This is a genomic window from Mesorhizobium sp. WSM3866 (genome assembly GCF_002294795.1).
Classification (GTDB): domain Bacteria; phylum Pseudomonadota; class Alphaproteobacteria; order Rhizobiales; family Rhizobiaceae; genus Mesorhizobium.
In genome coordinates this window covers 427,059-446,560 of sequence record NZ_NSGC01000002.1, presented here as the reverse complement: position 1 = coordinate 446,560, position 19,502 = coordinate 427,059, and the positions used below count along the sequence as shown (strand labels likewise).

23 protein-coding genes and 1 pseudogene are annotated in these 19,502 nt (G+C 64.6%); 16 read left to right on the top strand and 8 right to left on the bottom strand.

Features of this window, described 5'->3' with window-relative positions; all coding sequences use genetic code 11:
* Positions 1-366 precede the first annotated feature (366 nt).
* Positions 367-918: a DUF2269 family protein gene (locus tag CK222_RS06405; protein WP_095799969.1), complete on the top strand. Its 552-nt coding sequence runs from the start codon at positions 367-369 to the stop codon at positions 916-918.
* Positions 919-958: 40 nt separating this feature from the next.
* On the opposite strand, the gene CK222_RS06400 is transcribed toward CK222_RS06405, so the two are convergent.
* Complete coding sequence (locus CK222_RS06400; RefSeq protein ID WP_095799968.1) at positions 959-1,729, bottom strand: sulfite exporter TauE/SafE family protein; 771 nt, start codon at positions 1,727-1,729, stop codon at positions 959-961.
* Positions 1,730-1,920: 191 nt separating this feature from the next.
* On the opposite strand from CK222_RS06400, the gene CK222_RS06395 reads away from it, so the two are divergent.
* A complete protein-coding gene (locus CK222_RS06395; RefSeq protein WP_095799765.1) occupies positions 1,921-2,379 on the top strand; it encodes a GNAT family N-acetyltransferase in 459 nt (152 codons plus the stop codon).
* A gap of 30 nt (positions 2,380-2,409) precedes the next feature.
* Here the strand turns inward: CK222_RS06395 and CK222_RS06390 are convergent, their stop codons facing one another.
* Positions 2,410-3,138, bottom strand: coding sequence for a class I SAM-dependent methyltransferase (locus CK222_RS06390; RefSeq protein ID WP_095799764.1), 729 nt, complete (start codon positions 3,136-3,138; stop codon positions 2,410-2,412).
* A 225-nt stretch (positions 3,139-3,363) separates the two neighbouring features.
* On the opposite strand from CK222_RS06390, the gene CK222_RS06385 reads away from it, so the two are divergent.
* From CK222_RS06385 to CK222_RS06350, 8 genes are all read left to right on the top strand, one after another.
* On the top strand, positions 3,364-4,011 hold the full coding sequence (locus CK222_RS06385) for a thiamine phosphate synthase (protein ID WP_095799967.1): 648 nt from the start codon (positions 3,364-3,366) through the stop codon (positions 4,009-4,011).
* Between the two features lie 175 nt (positions 4,012-4,186).
* Positions 4,187-5,173, top strand: coding sequence for a tetratricopeptide repeat protein (locus CK222_RS06380; protein ID WP_095799966.1), 987 nt, complete (start codon positions 4,187-4,189; stop codon positions 5,171-5,173).
* A 131-nt stretch (positions 5,174-5,304) separates the two neighbouring features.
* Positions 5,305-5,871 carry an elongation factor P gene (gene efp / locus CK222_RS06375; RefSeq protein WP_067001754.1) on the top strand — a complete coding sequence of 189 codons (567 nt, stop codon included), beginning with the start codon at positions 5,305-5,307 and terminating at the stop codon, positions 5,869-5,871.
* Positions 5,872-5,896: 25 nt separating this feature from the next.
* On the top strand, positions 5,897-6,697 hold the full coding sequence (locus CK222_RS06370; RefSeq protein ID WP_067319472.1) for an inositol monophosphatase family protein: 801 nt from the start codon (positions 5,897-5,899) through the stop codon (positions 6,695-6,697).
* Between the two features lie 194 nt (positions 6,698-6,891).
* Complete coding sequence (locus CK222_RS06365; RefSeq protein ID WP_176477579.1) at positions 6,892-7,584, top strand: hemolysin III family protein; 693 nt, start codon at positions 6,892-6,894, stop codon at positions 7,582-7,584.
* Positions 7,585-7,689: 105 nt separating this feature from the next.
* Positions 7,690-8,709: a MotA/TolQ/ExbB proton channel family protein gene (locus tag CK222_RS06360; RefSeq protein ID WP_067319476.1), complete on the top strand. Its 1,020-nt coding sequence runs from the start codon at positions 7,690-7,692 to the stop codon at positions 8,707-8,709.
* Between the two features lies 1 nt (position 8,710).
* Entirely contained in the window at positions 8,711-9,739 is a 1,029-nt protein-coding gene (locus tag CK222_RS06355; protein WP_067319478.1) for a peptidoglycan -binding protein, read from the top strand.
* Between the two features lie 248 nt (positions 9,740-9,987).
* Positions 9,988-10,413 carry a hypothetical protein gene (locus CK222_RS06350; protein WP_067319480.1) on the top strand — a complete coding sequence of 142 codons (426 nt, stop codon included), beginning with the start codon at positions 9,988-9,990 and terminating at the stop codon, positions 10,411-10,413.
* Between the two features lie 88 nt (positions 10,414-10,501).
* On the opposite strand, the gene CK222_RS06345 is transcribed toward CK222_RS06350, so the two are convergent.
* Positions 10,502-10,855 carry a DUF1304 domain-containing protein gene (locus CK222_RS06345; protein WP_095799762.1) on the bottom strand — a complete coding sequence of 118 codons (354 nt, stop codon included), beginning with the start codon at positions 10,853-10,855 and terminating at the stop codon, positions 10,502-10,504.
* A 147-nt stretch (positions 10,856-11,002) separates the two neighbouring features.
* On the opposite strand from CK222_RS06345, the gene CK222_RS06340 reads away from it, so the two are divergent.
* Positions 11,003-12,487 carry a peptidase M32 gene (locus tag CK222_RS06340; RefSeq protein WP_067319484.1) on the top strand — a complete coding sequence of 495 codons (1,485 nt, stop codon included), beginning with the start codon at positions 11,003-11,005 and terminating at the stop codon, positions 12,485-12,487.
* Between the two features lie 19 nt (positions 12,488-12,506).
* On the opposite strand, the gene CK222_RS06335 is transcribed toward CK222_RS06340, so the two are convergent.
* Entirely contained in the window at positions 12,507-14,309 is a 1,803-nt protein-coding gene (locus CK222_RS06335) for an ABC transporter transmembrane domain-containing protein (RefSeq protein ID WP_067319702.1), read from the bottom strand.
* A gap of 205 nt (positions 14,310-14,514) precedes the next feature.
* Here CK222_RS06335 and rpmE point away from each other — a divergent pair, with 205 nt between their 5' ends.
* Positions 14,515-14,736, top strand: a complete 222-nt coding sequence (rpmE, locus tag CK222_RS06330; protein ID WP_040974396.1) for a 50S ribosomal protein L31 — start codon at positions 14,515-14,517, stop codon at positions 14,734-14,736.
* Between the two features lie 92 nt (positions 14,737-14,828).
* On the opposite strand, the gene CK222_RS06325 is transcribed toward rpmE, so the two are convergent.
* Positions 14,829-15,467, bottom strand: coding sequence for a TetR/AcrR family transcriptional regulator (locus tag CK222_RS06325; protein WP_067319486.1), 639 nt, complete (start codon positions 15,465-15,467; stop codon positions 14,829-14,831).
* A gap of 110 nt (positions 15,468-15,577) precedes the next feature.
* On the opposite strand from CK222_RS06325, the pseudogene CK222_RS06320 reads away from it, so the two are divergent.
* Positions 15,578-16,409 (top strand): annotated as a pseudogene (locus CK222_RS06320) (NAD(P)H-binding protein).
* Between the two features lies 1 nt (position 16,410).
* Positions 16,411-16,887 carry a DUF1772 domain-containing protein gene (locus CK222_RS06315; RefSeq protein WP_095799761.1) on the top strand — a complete coding sequence of 159 codons (477 nt, stop codon included), beginning with the start codon at positions 16,411-16,413 and terminating at the stop codon, positions 16,885-16,887.
* Between the two features lie 29 nt (positions 16,888-16,916).
* Here the strand turns inward: CK222_RS06315 and CK222_RS06310 are convergent, their stop codons facing one another.
* The 3 genes from CK222_RS06310 to CK222_RS06300 all read right to left on the bottom strand — a co-directional run bounded on the left by CK222_RS06310 (position 16,917) and on the right by CK222_RS06300 (position 18,551).
* Positions 16,917-17,228, bottom strand: coding sequence for a SelT/SelW/SelH family protein (locus CK222_RS06310; RefSeq protein ID WP_095799760.1), 312 nt, complete (start codon positions 17,226-17,228; stop codon positions 16,917-16,919).
* Between the two features lie 32 nt (positions 17,229-17,260).
* Positions 17,261-18,010, bottom strand: a complete 750-nt coding sequence (locus CK222_RS06305) for a YebC/PmpR family DNA-binding transcriptional regulator (RefSeq protein ID WP_095799759.1) — start codon at positions 18,008-18,010, stop codon at positions 17,261-17,263.
* Positions 18,011-18,227: 217 nt separating this feature from the next.
* Entirely contained in the window at positions 18,228-18,551 is a 324-nt protein-coding gene (locus tag CK222_RS06300; RefSeq protein ID WP_067001718.1) for a helix-turn-helix domain-containing protein, read from the bottom strand.
* Between the two features lie 51 nt (positions 18,552-18,602).
* On the opposite strand from CK222_RS06300, the gene CK222_RS06295 reads away from it, so the two are divergent.
* Both CK222_RS06295 and CK222_RS06290 read left to right on the top strand, forming a co-directional pair.
* Positions 18,603-19,085, top strand: a complete 483-nt coding sequence (locus tag CK222_RS06295) for an SRPBCC domain-containing protein (protein ID WP_067001716.1) — start codon at positions 18,603-18,605, stop codon at positions 19,083-19,085.
* 26 nt (positions 19,086-19,111) lie between these two features.
* Entirely contained in the window at positions 19,112-19,501 is a 390-nt protein-coding gene (locus tag CK222_RS06290) for a VOC family protein (protein ID WP_280951750.1), read from the top strand.
* The last annotated feature ends 1 nt before the right edge of the window (position 19,502 follow it).

Below are 19,502 nucleotides of genomic sequence, written 5' to 3'. Positions count from 1 at the left end.
CGGCCAACGGGCAAAAAAAGAGCCGCGGATAAGGCGGCTCTCAGGAGTTTAACAGGGAGGCGTCAAACAAAGTGGCTCCAACCACTCGGTAAGAATCCAGACAAACTGGATGGTCCTAGTAAACGCCTGTAAAGCTTAATGAAGCCTTAACGCCGCGCGGAATTTTCAAGCGAACGGACTTTTCCTGTGCCGGAACGGGACGGCCCGACTCCTCCCGCGCCATCAAGCCCTGGATGCATATGGTGGCGCCGAAACATCGGCCCCGCCGCCGCGACATCGTTTCGAAACACGCTCCGCGCTAAACGCCCGCTCCTCTGGGCTGGCGCAGTCGACGCCGTCACCGATCAAGAAATGCAGGAGCACACCATGGACTGGTATTCGATCGTCAAATTCCTTCACGTCGTCTCGGCCATCCTGTGGGTCGGCGGCGGCTTCGTCCTGTTCCTGCTCGGCGTGCTCGCCGAGCGCGCCGGCAACATCCAGGACAAGCTGCAAGCGATGCGGGCGAGCGGCGAGCTCGGCGGCCGCTTCTTCGCGCCGATGTCGATGCTCACCCTGATTTTCGGCCTGATCATGTGCGGCTTCTGGGTTGGCTTTTCCGACCTGTGGATCATCATCGGCCTTGTCGGCTACGCCACGACCTTCTCGATCGGCATGCTCGTTTTCAAGCCGACCGGCGAGCGGATGGGGGCCATGGTCGCCAAGGAAGGCGTGACGCCGGCGGTTCTCGCCATCGGCCAGCGCATGATGCGCTGGGCGCGTTTCGACTACGCGGTGATGCTGGTGATCATCGCCGACATGGTGCTGAAGCCTACGCTTCACGACATCGGCATCCTCGCCGGCATGGTGCTGGTGATCGCGTCCGGCGCAGCGCTTGCGCTTGGCGGCGGCCGCCAGCTGGTGCCGAGCGCCGCTTGATCCTTCTGTAGCGGGCGGCGCCGGTGCGCCGCCCTGCCCATCACATCAGGCCCGCAATACCATCCCAGAGCAGCTTGAGCGCCACCACCGCCACCGTCGCGTATGTGAACGGATAAAACACCTCCGGCCGCATGCGGCGCACCAGCCAGGCGCCGGCGATGGTGGAAAGCGGCGCCAGCGGCATCAGCGCAAACGATGCGGTGAGATTGGCGCTGTCGAACTGGCCAAGCGCGAAATAGGGAATGAGCTTCAGCGCGTTGGTAGCGGCGAAGAAGATCGCCGCCGTCCCTGACAGCACCTTCGGGTCGAGCCGGATCGGCAGCGCGTAGACCTGGAAGGGCGGGCCGCCGACATGGGCGACGAAGCTGGTGAAGCCCGCAACGATGCCCCAGAACGCCGCAGCGATGCGGTTCGGCTCCACCTCGTGGTCGGCGCCGTGGCGAAACTGCAGATAGATCCAGCGCAGGACGAAGACCAGCGCGACCGCGCCGACGATCAGCCGCACCATTTCCTCCGTCACCAGGGCCGCCGTCAGCCAGCCGAGGCCGATGCCGATGACGGCGCCGGGCATCATGTCGACCAGCATCTTGCGATCATAGACGCCCCACCATGTCCACACCGAAACGATGTCCATCAGGCAAAGGATCGGCAGCAGGATGGCCGCCGCCTGCACCGGCGGGATGGCCAGCGCCATCAGCGGCACGCCGACGAAGCCTACGGCGCCGCCGAAGCCGCCCTTCGACAGGCCGACGAGGATGACCGCCGGAATGGCGGCGGCATAGAACCAGGGATCGCTGAGCAGGCCTGACATGGGAGATACGGCGACAAGAAACGGCTGGAGGATGGCGGGAGACTTGCAATAGACCAGAAAGCGAAAGACCGCGATAGCCGAAGCGCTCCGCCAGCCGGTCGGCGCGATCAACTGTCCGTAATCCAGCCTGCCGAGTTTGCGGCTGGCGGCGGGCCATGCATAAGGTCACCCGCCCAGCATGAGGTTTGACGATGAGCGAAGTCCTGATCCGCCGCGCGGACAAAGCCGATCTTGCGGCGATCGTCGCGATGCTTGCCGATGACGCGCTTGGCCGCGCCCGCGAGAATGCAAGCGTGCCTTTGGCGCAAGCCTATCAGGACGCCTTCGCGACCATAGACGGCAACCCGAACCATTTCCTGGCGGTGATGACGGACGGCGCCGAAGTCATCGGCACCTTGCAGATCAGTTTTATCCCAGGCCTGTCGTTGCAGGGCGCTTGGCGCGGCCAGATCGAGGCGGTGCGCGTCGCGGCGAGCCGGCGCGGAGAGGGGCTCGGGCATAGCCTGCTGGAATGGGCGATCGAAAGATGCCGCGAGCGCGGCTGCAGGGTGGTGCAACTGACGACCAACAAGAGCCGGCTCGACGCGCACCGCTTCTACGAACGGGTCGGCTTCAAGCCGAGCCACATCGGCTACAAGCTGGATCTTTGACGCACCCGCGCCGGCGATGCCGGCGACCTCTCATCGCCGCGCCTGAACCAGAAGAAACATCGGCCGCTCGACCTCTTTGGCCAGTTCAGGCCTGGCGGCGATCTGCCCTTCAGTTGGACAGAATTCCTCCACGCGGCCGATGGTGAACCCGGCCTGGATCAGGTTGTTGAGCGTGGTGCCGAGTGTGCGGTGGTGCTTCACCACGCCCTCGGAGAACCAGTCGGTCGTGCGCGGCCCTTCCACCAGATACTGATCGACGGGCCAGACGTTCCTTCCTGCGGCGTCCACGGACCAGCCCGGATTGCTTGGAGCCATGAAGATCGGATGCTCCGTCGAGAAGACGAAGAACCCGCCAGGGACCAGGGCCTGGTAAACCGTCGCGAACAGCCGCGCGGCATCGCTGACATAATGCAGGGCAAGCGAGCTATAGGCGAGGTCGAAGCGCGCCTTCGGCAGGCTCAGCTCGTCGAGGTCGACGCGCTCATAGGCTATGGCTTCGTCGGAGCCGGCGGCGCGTGCTCGGGCGAGCATCCTTTCCGACAGGTCGAGGCCCAGAACCTGCTTGGCTCCCTGCGCCCGCGCCCAGCGGCAGAACCAGCCGAAGCCGCAACCGAGATCGACGATGCTTAGACCACCCACCTTCGGCAGCATGGCGCGCAGAACCGGCCACTCGGGCGCGCCGTCCAACCCTTCCACCGAACGATGCAGACGGCTGTAGCCTTCGAAGAAATCGGCCTTGTCGTAGATATTTTGCGCCATGCTCTTCCCGTGCTTTCGCTTGCTAACCTAGCGGTCGTTTCGTTAGCGTCCATCAGCAGCTTCAACAGGCCGTCTGTCAGTCCTTGAAGATTGCGCAAGCCGCTGCTGCCGCGACGCTTTTCAGCGGCGATCTTCGCCCGCCTCCTGTTCAAGCCGGACGCTTTGCTCTATGCCGCAATGCCACCATGTTCGCCCGGCATAGGCGAAAACCGGGATCGAAGACCGATGAATGAAGCAACCCCGCCCAATCGCTGCCGAATCGTGCTGATCGCGCCGCCGCTTGTGACTCCCGAGCACATCTGCACCGCCTTCGACGGCGGCGACGTCGCCTCGCTGATCCTGCCCGAAAACGGCATGGATGACGCCGCCTTCCAGGCCTTCGCCGAGAAGATCGTGCCGATCGCGCAGGCCGCCGGCGTCGCCGTCATCATCGCCGGCGACAGCCGCATCGCCGGCCGCGTCCATGCCGATGGCATCCATGTCGAGGCAAACCGCCAGGAACTGGCCGAAACGATTAAGCGCTTGGCCGACAGGATGATGGTCGGCGCGGGCGGCGCCAAGACCCGCGACGAGGCGCTGGAGCTCGGCGAGGAGCGGCCCGACTACATGTTCTTCGGCCGCTTCGGCTATGACAACAAGCCCGAGCCGCACCACCGCAATCTCGCTCTCGGTGAATGGTGGGCGCAGATGATCCAGATTCCTTGCATCGTCATGGCCGGCTCCGAGCTTGCGTCGGTGGAAACGGTAGCAGCCACCGGCGCCGAGTTCGTGGCGCTCTCCAGCGCCGTCTTCGCCGACGGACTCGATCCGCGCGCGGCGGTCGCCGCGGCCAACGCGCTGCTCGACCAAATCGCGCCGCGCTTCGAGGACTGACGTGCGCTGGCCCCGGCTTTCCTTCGCGGCGTTGGCCGCTGCCTTGACGATCCAGGCGGCCGCTGCGCTGGCCGCCGAGACCCCGCCGGTGCCGCAGCCCAGACCGGACACGACCACACCCGACACGGGCGCGCCGGATACAAGCGCCCCTGCTAGCGGCGCCTCGAATACAAGCATTCCGAATTTAAGCGCCCCAAATACCGGCGCCCCGAATGCTGCCGCCCCGAATACTGGCGCGGCCCATGCCGATAAGCCGATCGAAACACCGCTGCCACAGCCGGCAACGCTTCAACCGCCATCGGCCGATACCATCAATCCCGATCGCTTCGGCGCCAAGCTCCCCGACGCCGCCTACGGCGCCTTCCAGCGCGGCCTCTATAAGACCGCCTACAACCTTGCCATGGTGCGGGCCAAGAACGGCGACCCCGCGGCGCAGACACTGGTCGCCGAGATCCTGTCGCGTGGGCTGGGCGTGCCACTCAACGCGGCAGAGGCCGCGAAATGGTATGGGCTCGCCGCCGAGCAGGGCGTGCCGGAGGCGCAGTTCCAATATGCGCTGATGCTGCTCGACGGACGCTATGTGAAGAAGGACGCCAAGGAAGCCTATGCGCTGATGCAGGCCGCCGCCGAGGCGGGCAACCGCCTGGCCCAGTTCAACTTCGCCCAATTGCTCGTCCAGCAGGATCCGGGCGATGCCGGCATCGCCAAGGCGGCTGTGTATTATGAGCGCGCCGCCAGTACCGGCCTTGCCGACGCCGAATATGCGATGGCGCAAATCTACGCCAACGGCGCCGGCGGCAAACCGCGCGACGACGCCAAGGCACGCACCCTGCTGGCGCAGGCCGCCCGGCAGAACTACGACACCGCGCAACTTGACCTCGCCGCATGGATGATCGAGGGGCGCGGCGGCGATCGCGACCTGAAATCGGGCTTTGCCTGGATGAGGCGCGCGGCCGAAGGCGGCAATGTCGCCGCCCAGAACCGCCTCGCCAAACTCTATATGGGCGGCATCGGTACCGACCCCGATCTGATCCTGGCCGGAGCCTGGTATATCGTCGCCCGGCGCGCCGGGTTGATCGACCCGCAGATGGACGATTTCCTGCAGGGCCTCGACGACGGTCAGACCAAGCAGGCGCTGCAGAGGGCGAACCGGCTGCCCTGAAAAGACGGCTCACGGCAGCGGCCATCTCCATGAGCGTTCGCGACGCCTCCCTTGCCACTCAATGCGATTTGTGGTCTTGGAGGCGCCAAAGCGCGCTCCGCGCCAAAAATCTCATTCCGGATCAGTTCAACATGGCCAAGATCAGTGGCAGCGAAATCCGTCCCGGCTATGTCATCGAGCATGACGGCGGCCTCTGGGTCGCGGTCAAGACCAACACCGTGAAGCCCGGCAAGGGCGGCGCCTACAACCAGGTCGAGCTGAAGAACCTGATCAACGGCACCAAGCTCAACGAGCGCTTCCGCTCGGCCGAGACCGTCGAGCAGATCCGGCTGGAGATGAAGGATTTCTCCTTCCTCTACGAGCAGGGCGACGCGCTGGTTTTCATGGACACCGAAAGCTACGAGCAGCTCGAACTGAACAAGGATTTCGTCGGCGAGCGCGCCGCCTTCCTGCAGGACGGCATGATGGTCACGGTCCAGCTCTACGAGGAGCGGCCGATCGGCATCTCGCTGCCCGACCAGGTGACGCTGACCATCACCGAGGCCGACCCCGTGGTGAAGGGCCAGACGGCGGCGTCCTCTTACAAGCCTGCAGTGCTGGAAAACGGTGTCCGCGTCCTGGTGCCGCCCTTCATCTCGGCCGGCGAGCGCATCATCGTCGACACCAACGAGATCACTTACGTGCGTCGCGCAGAATAAAACGGCCAACACAGGAAGAAGAAGAATGGCGCGTTCCGCTCTCCTCAATGTCATGGTCCAGGCCGCGATGAAGGCCGGCCGGTCGCTGTCGCGCGATTTCGGCGAGGTGCAGAACCTGCAGGTCTCGATGAAGGGGCCTGGCGACTATGTCAGCCAGGCCGACCGCAAGGCCGAAGAGATCGTCTTTACCGAACTGTCGAAGGCGCGGCCGGGCTACGCCTTCCTGATGGAGGAGCGCGGCGCCGTCGACGGCGAGGACGGCCAGCATCGCTGGATCGTCGACCCGCTCGACGGCACTACCAACTTCCTCCACGGCATCCCGCTCTTCGCGGTCTCGATCGCGCTCGAGCGCCAGGGCCAGATCGTCGCCGGTGTCGTCTACAATCCGGCCATGGATGAGCTCTATACCACCGAGCGCGGCGGCGGCGCCTTCATGAACGACCGCCGGCTGCGCGTCGCCGGACGCGCCAAGCTCACCGATGCCGTGATCGGCTGCGGCGTGCCGCATCTTGGGCGCGGCCAGCACGGCAATTTCCTGATCGAGTTGCGCAATGTCATGGCCGAGGTCTCCGGCGTCCGCCGCCTTGGCTCAGCCTCGCTCGATCTCGCCTATGTCGCGGCCGGCCGCATGGACGGGTTTTGGGAAACCGGCCTTTCGGCCTGGGACATCGCCGCCGGCGCCCTGCTCATCCGTGAAGCGGGCGGCTTCGTTTCGGATATGGATGGCGGGCAGGACATGCTGGAGGCCGGCTCCATCGTCGCCGGCAACGAGCTTATCCAACGCGCCCTCTTGAAGACGGTAAAGAAGCCGCTGGCTGCGCGCTGAAGCGCCCCTATCGCATCACCCCGAAATCGGGAATCGATTTCGCTGACCTCCGGTTCGGAACGGATAAGCGCAAATCAAAGGGCTGCAGCCTCCTTTGCGCGTCGAAAGGACGCGCAGCGCGCTCGTCGCAAAACCGCAACCGAAGCTTGAAATACTGATCCGCGACTGCCCAGATTATGGTTGCAGGATCATTCATGAACGACGCTCGCGCAAATACAACGATCGAAATCCCCTTTGTCGGCCGCTGGCACTATTCGCGCGCCGAGATGATCGCCGATGGCATCGTCCATGCTGTGGGCATCGTGCTGGCGATCGCCGCCGGCTCTGCCTTCCTGGCTTTAGCCGCCTTCCATTCCGGCCCGGGTGAGTATGTCGCCGCCGTCTTCTACGTTGTGTCGCTGCTCACCGTGCTGTCGGTATCGCTGGCCTATAATTTGTGGCCGATTTCGTGGCCGGCGAAGTGGATCCTGCGCCGCTTCGACCATGCCGCGATCTATCTGCTGATCGCCGCCACCTACACGCCTTTCCTGGCCCAGCTCCACACGTCCGCGCTTGCCCTGCCGATGATCGTTATCGTGTGGAGCGCGGCGGCAATGGGCATCGCCATCAAGATGTTCCTGCCCGGGCGCTACGACCGGCTGGCGATCCTCTTCTATCTCGCCATCGGCTGGAGCGGCGTCGTGCTCGCCGGACCGCTGGCCGCGACGCTGCCGCCTGCCTCCGTCATGCTGCTGGTCGCGGGCGGCATCGTCTATTCATTGGGCGTCATCTTCTTTGCCTGGAAAGGCCTGCGCTTCCACAATGCCGTCTGGCATGGCTTCGTCGTCACCGGCGCCGGGCTGCACCTGGCCGCCATGGTCGACTGTCTGGTCATCAGCCGTTTTTGAAACGACCCGCGCGGGGCGATATTGTCAAGCACCATTCAATTTGGTCACAATTCCGTTTAGAGTCGCGGCAATTCTGCGGCGGGTGGCATCGGAAACGGGGCACGGATGGCTTTTCTCAGATCCTTCGGCAGGCGCTCGGATGTCCTGGTCTACGATCCACACAAACTGTCGAGCCCGCAGGTCTTCCTGCTCACGATGGTGATCTTCCTGGTCATCGTCGCCTTCATCGCCGCCATCCTCACCCGCCAGATCTCCTCCGCCTTCTCCAGCAATCCCGGCCTCAACGGGCTGATCATCGGCGTGCTCGCCGTCGGCATCCTGCTCGCCTTCGCCCAGGTCGGCCGGCTGTTCAGAGAGGTGCGCTGGGTCAACTCCTTCCGCGCCGGCTCCGAGACCACCGAGCCGGTGCTCCTGGCGCCGATGAAGGCGATGATCGGCCGCTCGTCGACGATCGCCTTCTCGACCTCTTCGATGCGCACCATGCTCGATTCCATCGCCACGCGCCTCGATGAAAGCCGCGACACCTCGCGCTATCTTGTCGGACTGCTGGTGTTTCTCGGCCTGCTCGGCACCTTCTGGGGCCTGCTCAACACCATCGCCTCAATCCGCGAGACGATCGAGGCGCTCGACCCCGGCAGCGGCGATGCCGCCGCCGTACTCGACGCGCTCAAGCAGGGCCTCTCGGCGCCGCTCGCCGGCATGGGCACGGCCTTCTCGTCCTCGCTGTTCGGCCTCTCCGGCTCGCTGGTGCTCGGCTTCCTCGACCTGCAGGCGGGCCGCGCCCAGACCCGCTTCTACACCGAGCTCGAGAACTGGCTGTCCTCGGTCACCGATCTCTCGTCCGATATCGTCGTGTCGGAATCGGCGCGCGCCGAGCCGTCGGAGGAGATCCGCCTGCTGTCGGAACGGCTGCGCAGCCTGCAGGAAAACGGCGGCGGCTCCAACCCGCGCGTCGCCACCGCCATGGCCAACCTGGCGGACGGCATTTCCGGACTGGTCAAGAACATGCGCTCCGAACAGCAGATCATGCGCGACTGGGTCGAGGCGCAGTCGGACGAACAGAAGGCGATGCGCAACACGCTGGAAAAGATCGCTGACGCCCTGAAGAAGACCGGAGTGCACTGACGTGGCGCTGGCAAGGCGGCGCGCCGATCGCCGCATCGACTACTGGCCCGGCTTCGTCGACGCGCTGTCGACGCTTCTGCTCGCCATCATGTTCCTGCTGACGGTCTTCGTGTTGGCGCAATTCCTGCTCAGCCGCGAAATCTCCGGCAAGGACACGGTGCTCAGCCGCCTCAACTCGCAGATCAACGAGCTGACGCAGTTGCTGGCGCTGGAGCGCTCGAACAGCCAGGACAAGGAAGATACGCTCGCCAATCTGCAGGCCTCGCTGTCGGCGGCGGAGGCGGAAAAGAGCCGTCTTCAGCAATTGCTGGAGCAGGGTGCCGGCGCCGGCGACGCGGCCAACAAGCGGGCAGACGCGCTGTCCGGCGAACTCAGCAACCAGCGCCAGATCAGCCAGCAAGCGCTGAGCCAGGTCGAGATCCTCAACCAGCAGATCGCCGCACTGCGCAAGCAGATCGCGGCGCTCGAGGACGCGCTCAACGTGTCCGAGCAGCGCGACCGCGAGTCCAACACCAAGATTGCCGATCTCGGCCGCCGCCTGAACGTGGCGCTGGCGCAGCGCGTCCAGGAGCTCAACCGCTACCGTTCCGATTTCTTCGGCCGACTGCGCGAGATCCTCGCCGACCGCGAGAACATCCGCATCGTCGGCGACCGCTTCGTCTTCCAGTCGGAAGTGCTGTTCCCGACCGGCTCCGACGAGATCAACGATGCCGGCAAGGTCGAGATGAAGAAGCTCGCCGATGCCGTCATCGAGCTGCAGAGGGAAATCCCGCCCGAGATCAGCTGGGTGCTGCGCGTCGATGGCCACACCGACAACAAGCCCTTGTCCGGCACCGGCCGCTATCGCGACAACTGGGAGCTGTCGACCGCCCGTGCGACCTCGGTGGTGAAGTTCCTGATCGAGAACGGCGTGCCGGCGAACCGGCTGGTAGCCGCCGGCTTCGGCGAATTCCAGCCGCTCGATCCGGCCGACACGGATGAGGCGCGCAGCAAGAATCGCCGAATTGAACTGAAGCTCACCGAACGTTGATCCGGCATCACGCGAACTCACGCGAATTTGTTCGCAGGCTCAACTCTAGCGCGCAGAAGCTCGCCGGCAAGGCCTGAAAACATTATCTTTTTTTAATTACACTCGGCGACTTGGAGGCCCTAATTTGCTGCGCAGGGCCGGGAACCGCCGGCGATGCCTCCCATCGCGACGCGACGGAACCGGACGGCCCACTAGCTCGGAAGCAGAGCGGGATGGCCGCTCCTTCCCCAGCAGGAGGACGCGCCGTCATGCGCGCTTTGACATCTCTCAAGACTGCAACTCTCGCCGCGATTCTGATTGCCGCTCCGCTCGCCGGCGCCTACGCCGCCGGACATCACAAGGGCGCTCTCGACGCAACCGATCCAACCGACTTCACCGGACCGCGGGTGACCAGCCTGATCGAGCAGGTCCAGGGTGTGGATCAGGGCATCGCCGACGCGCGGCAAGCAAACGACATCTCGGCCTCGGAAGCGCAGCAACTGCATATGCGCGCCGCGCACATCAGCCAGGTGGCCGAGCACGTAGCCGCTTCGGATCACGGCAGGATTCCGGCTGCGCAATATCACGATCTGCTGCGCCGTCTCGACAATGTCGACCAGAAGCTGAGAACCGATACCGGCAGCGGCTTCCTGATGGGCGACGGCGCCGACGGCGGTCACTATCCGAACGGCTGAGCGGTTTCGGGCCGCGACTGCCGTTTCGAGACCAGGAAGGGACGATCTGGCGCCCGAGGGACCTGGCCCGAGGGCGTCCTTTTTTCAGTCACCGGCCGAGCCAAAGCGCGATAATGGCAAGCACCGCAGGCAGCGTCTGGACGAACAGGACCTTGCGGCCGACGGTCGCCCCGCCATAGAGGCCGGCGACGGCAACGCAAAGCAGGAAGAACATCTTGATCTGGAACCTACCGGTGCCGAGATAGAGCCCCCAGATCAGGCCTGTAGCAAGAAAGCCGTTATAGAGCCCCTGGTTGGCGGCGAGCACTTTCGAGGCGCTGGCGAAGTCCGGCTTGAGGTTGAACGCCTTGTGGCCGCGCGGCGTGTCCCACAGCACCATCTCCAGATAGACGATGTAGCAGTGGATCAGCGCCACCAGCCCGGTCAGGATATTGCCGATCATTGTCCCCTCCGCTCGTTGGCCCCAACCTTGATCACGCAGCGCTGTTGCAAGGCAAGATGGGCTGATCCGGAACGGGCGGATCAGGGTTGCCAAGCTGCGCGCCTTGGTATCTTTTCGCGCCAACCCCTTTGCAGCCGGAAACCCTCCATGTCCTTCCAAAAACTCGATCAGCTCGGCCATAGGCTCGAAGCGCTGGAACATGCGCTGGCCATTCTCGGCGCCGATGAGGCGACCCACATGGCGGTTGGCGGCGGCGAGAAGCGCGCCGAGGCGATGTCGGCCTTGGCCGGCATGCTGCACGCCCAGGCTACCGCACCGGAGATCGGCGACTGGATCGCCGCCGCCGAAGCCGAACCGCTGAACGACGAGCAGCAGGCTGCGGTGAGGGAACTGCGCCGCCAATATACCAACCTCACCTGCCTGCCGGTCGAATTTGTCGAGCGCCAGACGACGGCGCGCATGCGCTCCGAGCAGCTCTGGCGCGACCTGCGCGCCAAGAATGACTGGGCGGGCTTCCTGCCGGCACTGGAAGGCGTCGTGACGCTGGTGCGGGAAGAAGCGGCGCTGCGCGCCGAGGCGCTCGGCCTCGCCCCCTATGACGCGCTGATGGAGCAGTACGATCCCGGCAACCGCGCCGCCGACATCACGCCGGTGTTTGTCGAGCTGAAGGCTTTCCTCAAGGATTTCCTGCCGCATGCGCTGGCGATGCAGGATGCGCGGCTGGCGAAGCACGCACTCAAGCCGCTCTCCGGCAGCTACGCCGTCGAGAAGCAGCGCGAGCTTGGTCTTGCCATGATGGCGGCGGTCGGCTTCGACCTCACCCATGGCTCGCTGGCGGTATCGCACCATCCCTTCTGCGGCGGCGTGCCGACCGATGTGCGCATCACCACCCGCTACAAGACTTCCGATTTCCTGTCGGCGCTGATGGGAGTGCTGCACGAGACCGGCCACGCGCTTTACGAACAGAATCTGCCGAAAGCCTGGTCGCACTGGCCGCTCGGCAAGGCGCGCGGCATGGCCGTGCATGAGAGCCAGAGCCTGTTCGTGGAGAAGCAGATCGGCCGCAACCCCGCCTTCTGGCGCTGGGCGCTGCCGGTTGTCGAGAAGCATCTCGGCGAAGCCTGGTCGATCGACGACATCCTGCCGCATGTCCATCATGTGGAACGCGGCTTCATCCGCGTCGACGCCGACGAGGTCACCTATCCGCTGCATGTCATCCTGCGTTACGAGCTCGAGCAGGAGCTCGTCTCAGGACGGCTGGAGGCCGCCGACCTGCCCGAGGCCTGGGATGCCAAGATGCGCGACTATCTCGGCCTGTCGACCATCGACAACCCGGCCGACGGGCCGATGCAGGACGTGCACTGGCCGGGCGCCGCCTTCGGCTATTTCCCGTCCTACACCCTGGGCGCCATGATGGCGGCACAGCAGTGGGCCGCCTTGACCAGGGAGCATCCGTCAGCCGACGGAGATCTCGCCAAGGGCGACTTCAGCGCCATCAATGAGTGGCGACGCGACAAGATCTGGTCGCAGGGCTCGCGCTGGTCGACGCCGGACCTGCTCGAGCGCGCCACCGGCGAGAAGCTCAACGCCGTTTACTTCACCGAGCACCTGCGCAAGCGGTACGGCGACTGATAACGCCTGCCGGCGGGCGCTACTCCGCCGCGCCCTTGAAGGCGCTCGCTCCGGTCTCGAACTGCAGCTTGGCGAGCCGCGCATAGGTGCCGCCCTTGGCGACAAGGCTTTGGTGGGTGCCTTCCTCGACGATGCGCCCGCCTTCCATGACCAGGATGCGGTCGGCCTTGAGTACCGTCGCCAGCCGGTGGGCGATCACGATGGTGGTGCGGCCGCGCATCAGCCGCTCCAGCGCCGTCTGCACCAGCGTTTCGCTTTCGGCGTCGAGCGCCGAGGTCGCCTCGTCGAGCAGCAGGATCGGTGCGTCGCGCAGAATGGCGCGGGCGATCGCCACGCGCTGGCGCTGGCCGCCCGAAAGCGTCACACCGCGCTCGCCGACCTGGCTGTCATAGCCCTTTTCAAGCTTGCCGATGAATTCGTCGGCAAGCGCCGCCTTTGCCGCCGCCTCGATCTCGGCATCGCTGGCGCCCGGCCGGCCGAAGCCAATATTGTCGGCAGCACTGGCCGCGAAGATGGTGACGTCCTGCGCCACGATGGCGATGCGCTGGCGGATTGCGGCCGGATCGGCCTGGCGCAGATCGACGCCGTCGATGACGACACGGCCGCTCTCCGGATCGTAGAAGCGCAGGATAAGCGAGAAGACGGTGCTTTTTCCCGCGCCCGAAGGACCGACGATCGCCACCGTCTCGCCGGGCTTCACCTGGAAGCTCAGCCCATGCACGGCGGCCCGGTCCGGCCGCGCGGGATAGGAGAAGGAGACATCGTCAAAGCTGATCGCGCCCTTGGCCTTGGCCGGCAGCGGCTGCGGATCGGCGGGCGCCTGAATGGCGGGCTTCTCGGCCAGGATCTCGGTCAGACGCTCGGCGGCGCCCGCCGCCTGCGACAGCTCGCTCCACACTTCCGACAACGCGCCGAGTGCGCCGGCGGCGAACACCGAATAGAGCAGGAACTGGCCGAGCGTGCCGGCCGACATCGTGCCGGCAAGCACGTCGCGCGAGCCGAACCAGAGCACCGCCACCACCGATGAAAAGATCATGAAGATGGCGAAGAAGGTGAGAAAGGAGCGGGCGAAGACCGACGTGCGCGCCGCCTCGAAGGCGGCCTCGACGGCGGCCGAGAAGCGCCCCGTCACCAGCTTCTCGTTGGTGAAGGCCTGCAGCGTGCGCACGGCGCCGATCTGCTCGCTGGCATAGGCAGTGGCTTCCGCCAGCGTATCCTGCGCCAGCCGCGACTTGCGCCGCACCGAACGGCCGAAGGCGACGAGCGGCAGCACGATCAGCGGGATGGCGGCCAGTACCAGGCCGGACAGTTTTGGGCTGGTGAAGACCATCATCGCCACGGCACCGACGCCGAGGATGAGATTGCGCAGCGCGACCGATGCCGTGGCGCCGACCGCCGACTTCACCTGCGTGGTATCCGCGGCAAGCCGCGACACGATCTCGCCCGACTGCGAGCGATCGAAAAAGGCCGGCGAGAGCGTCGTGACATGGGAGAAGACATCGCGGCGGATGTCGGCGACGACCCGCTCGCCGAGCGTGATGACGAAGTAGTAGCGGCTGGCGGACGCCGCCGCCAGCACGGCCGCCATCAGCACCAGCGCGGCGAAATACTCGGCAATGAAGGTAGTGCCCGCCGCCTGGAAGCCGTGATCGATCATGCGCCGCACGGCCATCGGCAGGGCCAGCGTCGTCCCTGCCGCAACGATCAGCGATATGATCGCGCCGACCGCCAGTTTGCGGTACTGCATGACGTACGGAAAAAGGTTCCTGAGCGGCCGGACCGAGCGCCTGCGCTCGTCACCACTGACACCAATATCCGCCATGAGCGTTTCCTCTGGCCGCGTGTTCGTCATGCGCTTCAATATGCGCCTGCCGCGGCCTTGTGATTCAATTCCGGCTGATGTATAGGCTCGCCGACCGTTTTAGAAGCCGTGGCTTTTCATTAGCTGCGGCTTCGAGTTTTAAAAAGGGGCGCATCGACGCAGGCCATCGGCCCGTCACCAGCGCCGGCAAGCCAGGAACACGACAATGAAGGCCGATATCCATCCCGACTACCACACCATCAAGGTCGTCATGACCGACGGCACCGAATACCTGACCCGCTCGACCTGGGGCAAGGAAGGCGACACGATGAACCTCGACATCGACCCGACCACGCACCCGGCCTGGACCGGCGGCCAGCAGACCCTGCTCGACCGCGGCGGCCGCCTGTCGAAGTTCAAGAAGCGTTTCGAAGGTTTCGGCCTCTAAGCCTTTCTAAACGTGTCGCAGATCAAAAACCCGCCTCCGAGGCGGGTTTTTTGTTGGCCACAGACGCTGCGGGAAACCCGACCAGGTTGTACCTACCCTTCCACCAGCTCCCGCAGCGCCATGCGCTTATAGGCCGCGACCAGCCTGTCGCCCTCCTCCCGGTCGACGGAGATCGCCAGCCGCATGACCGCCTCGCCCATCTGCCAGACTAGCAGCGCCGCCGTCTCCATCGCCACGGTATCTGCGCCGGGACGCAACCGCTTCAGCACCGCGACGAGGAATCGGGCATTGGCCCGGCTGTCGGCCAGTTCGAGTTCGCGCAAGGCCTTGTCGGCCTGCGTGCCCGACCAGATGTCGCGCATCACCGGTTCGGCCAGGAACATCCCGTAATAGATGTCGACCAGCTCCGAAAACGCCCGCTTCAGCCCCTCGGCGTCGCTGACGTCCTTCAGCGCCGCCGAGATGCAGGCCTGGCTTTCGGCGGTGTAGCGCTCGGCCAGCGCCCAGACGATCGCCCGCTTGTCGGGAAAGAACTGGTAGAGCGAGCCGATCGACACCCCTGCTCTTTCCGCCACCTCGCCCATGCGCATGGCATCGCTGCCTTGCTCGGCGATCAGCGCCGCGGCGGCGGCAAGCATCCGCTCGACCCGCTCGCGGCTGCGCTGCTGCGTCGGCGCTCGCCGGGGCATTGCGATTTCCTGGTCGAGCTTCGCGGCTACCCTGCCTTGCATGAGCTTCCTCCGAAAGATCCTCGAGAAACTGGCTTGACTCACAAAATACGAGGGTTTATCACGTTTTGCAAACATGAGGATTACTCATATTCAGAAACGAGGAGATCGAGATGACCGACACGTCACAGAAACCGATTTTGATCCTGGGCGGCACCGGCAAGACCGGCCGGCGGCTGGCCGAACGGTTGATCGCCCGCAGGATCCCGGTGCGGATCGGCTCCCGCGCAGGCACGCCTCCCTTCGACTGGTCGGACAAGAACACCTGGGGCGCGGCCCTCGACGGCGTCGGCGCCGTCTACATCAGCTACTATCCTGACATCGCGGTGCCGGGCGCCGCCGAAACTGTCGAGGCGTTGGCCAAACTTGCCGTCGAGCGCGGCAACAAGCGGCTGGTGCTGCTCTCCGGCCGCGGCGAGACGGAGGCTCAGCGCGCCGAGGAAATGGTCAAGGTTTCCGGTGCCGATTGGACGATCCTGCGCTGCTCATGGTTCTCGCAGAATTTCAGCGAAGGCTTCCTCATCGAATCCATACTCGAAGGCGAAGTCACCCTGCCGGTCGGCGCTGTCGGCGAACCGTTCGTCGATGTCGACGATATCGCCGATGTCGCCGAAGCCGTGCTGACGGAGCCGGGCCATGCCGGCCAGCTTTACGAACTCACCGGCCCGCGTCTGCTGAGCTTTGCTCAGGCCGTCGCCGAAATCGGCAAAGCCACTGGCCGCGACATCCGCTATCGGCGGATCTCGCATGCCCAATTCACCGAAACGGTGGCTGCGCACAACCTGCCGCCGGAATTCGCCTGGCTGCTCAACGAGCTTCAGCGAGGTGCTCGACGGCCGCAACGAAACGTTGACCGACGGCGTGCAGCGCGCGCTCGGCCGCCGGCCGAAAGACTTCTTCGCCTATGCAACCGAAACCGCAGCCAGCGGCGTCTGGAGTAACTGAGATGATGAAAATTCTTCCCGCCCTCACCTTCATTGCCGCGATCGGCTCTGGCGTGGTCGGCGGCGTCTTCTTCGCCTTTTCCAATTTCGTCATGGCAGCACTTGCCAGGCTGCCCGTCCCAGCCGGCATCGCAGCGATGAATTCGATCAACATCACCGTAATTACGCCCGCCTTCATGACGGCGCTTTTCGGCACCGGCCTCATCTGCCTGGTGCTGATTGCCGCTGTCATCATGGGCTGGAGCCAATCGGGCTCGTACTGGCTGCTTGCCGGCGCCGTAATCTATCTCGTCGGCAACCCGATCGTGACCATGGTGTTCAACGTACCGCTCAACGACGCCCTGGCCGCCGTCGACCCGGCCAGCAGCAACGGCGCCGCCGTGTGGGCGAACCATCTGCGCCAATGGGTAATGTGGAACCACGTCCGCACCATCACCGCGATCGTGGCGATGGCCTGCTTCATCCTGGCGCTGATTTGAAGAGAGCGGCCAGCGGATAAAACACCGCCTCAGGCGGGGTCCGTCTTCTTGTGCGTCTTGCGGTCGGCGTGTCCCAGATCGCGCTCCGGGTCGATGACATCGCGGACCAGCTGCTTGAGCTTCGCCGCCTCCGGAAAACCGCCGTCGCGCTTGCGCTCCCAGATAAGCTGGTCGTTGCAGGAGATCGTGAAGATGCCGCCGGTGCCCGGCACCAGCGTCACCTCGCCGAGATCGGTACCGAAGGTCGAGAGCAGCTCCTGTGCCATCCAGCCGGCTCTGAGCAGCCACTGGCATTGCGTGCAGTAGGTGATGCGGATGGCGGGCCGCGGCTTCTCGCTCATGTCGGATCGAGTTCCGCTCATGGATCAGCCGATCAGGCCGCGCTGAGCTTGGCCATCGTTTCGTCATCGACCTCGAAATTGGCGTAGACGCTCTGCACGTCGTCGTCGTCCTCAAGGGTGGCGACCAGCTTCATCAGCGACTGCGCCCGTTCTTCATCGACCGGCACGTTGTTCTGTGGCTGCCAGATCGGCTTGACCGACTCCGCTTCGCCGAGCGCGGCTTCGAGCGACTTAGATACCTCGCCGAGATTTTCGAAGCTGCAATAGACGGTGTGGCCTTCCTCGTCCGAGTCGACGTCGTCAGCACCGGCCTCGATCGCGGCTTCCATCACCGTGTCCGCGCTGCCGGCCGAAGCCGGGTAATAGATCTCGCCGACGCGGTTCCACATGAACGACACCGAGCCGGTTTCGCCGAGCGCCCCGCCGGCCTTGGTGAAGGCGGCGCGCACATTGGACGCCGAGCGGTTGCGGTTGTCGGTCAGCACCTCGACGATCAGCGCCACGCCGCCGGGGCCATAGCCCTCATAGCGCACGGCCTCGTAGTTCTCGGCATCTCCGGCGGAGGCCTTGTTGATGGCGCGCTGGATGTTGTCCTTCGGCATCGACACCGCCTTGGCGTTCTGCACCGCAAGGCGCAGCCGCGGGTTCATCGCCGGGTCCGGCGTGCCGGTCTTGGCGGCGACGGTGATTTCGCGTGCCAGCTTGGAAAACATTTTCGACCGCACCGCATCCTGGCGGCCTTTCCGGTGCATGATGTTCTTGAACTGCGAATGGCCAGCCATGGCACCCCTGTCGTGTTCGGCTAGAGCATTTCTCGGCCGGGCGCGATCACCCGGCAAATGCTCGAATTCAAAATTTCAGAACGCTGCAAGCGTGCCTGCGAAGGCCCGCGGGGCTCTCTGTCGGAATGGCCGGCTTATAGATAAATCGGCTCAATTCGTCCAGCCGGACCGTCGACCCTGACGGCGGACAGACCGAGATTGCCCTTGCAGCGCGGCATCATCCCTCCAGATCCGACTTCAGCCGGTCGAGGATGCTGATCGCATGGCCCGCATATTGGCCGATCCAGCGGTCGTGGATCTGCCTGATCGGCAGCGCGTTGAGATGGTTCCAGCGCTCGCGCCCCTCGCGCCTCGCCACGACCAGATCGGCCTCTTCCAGCACCTTCAGATGCATCATGACCGTGCAGCGATCCATGTCCGGGAAAGCCTCGCAGAGCGCCCCGGTGGTCTGCGGCTGATCCTTGAGCCGGTCGAGCAACTCGCGCCGGCGCGAGTGCGCCAAGGCCTTGAAAACACGATCGTCCGAGGTTGGGCTTGACATGTTATGTTTTTATAACATATTGTTTCACGAGGCAAGGAAGGAGCTGTGGATATGTCTCTTGGATTCAGGATTTCCGGACGCATCGGCAAGCCGGTCGCCGAAGTCTTCGACGCCGTGGTCAACCCGACGAAGCTCAGCGGCTATTTCACCACCATTGGCGGCGCCTCTGCTCCGCTGGTCGCCGGCACCACCGTCACCTGGTGGAAGACGGTGCCGGTCGAGGTCGACGAGGTGATCAAGGATAGGCGTATCGTGCTGCGCTGGGACGCGGCCGACACTGACGGCAAGCCGGCCTACAAGACACGCATCGAGATGAACTTCGAGCCGTTGGACGACGGCGGCACCTTCGTTACCATCGCCGAGGCCGGCTGGCACGAAGGCGAGGTCGGACTGAAGAAATCCTACCTCAATTGCGAGGGCTGGTCGCAGATGCTCGCCTGCATGAAGGCGTATCTCGAATACGGCATCAATTTGCGCGACGGCTATTATCGCGCCGAGATGAAAGGCGAGCCGGCCAACGAGACCAATATTTGACTCCCTTTGAGCGAGGAGGCCCGGCCGTGAAGGTAACGCCGTTCCTGATGTTCGAAGGTCAGGCCGAGGAGGCCATGACCCTCTATTGCGACACCGTTCCAGAAAGACGCGTTGTCGACGTCACACGCTATGGCGCCGGTGAGGACGGGCCCGAACGTGCGCTCAAGCTGGCCCGTGTCGTGATCGGCGGCACTGAGGTCATGGTCTTCAACAGCCCCGTGCATCACGCCTTCTCCTTCACGCCGTCGTTCTCGCTCTTCGTCGACTGTACCTCCGAGGAGGAGCTCGATCGCATTGTCGGGGTGCTGGCCAAGGACGGCGCGTTTCTGATGCCGACCGACGATTACGGCTTCAGCCGCCGTTTCGCTTGGCTCAACGACCGCTTCGGCGTTTCCTGGCAGATCAACCTGCCCTAGT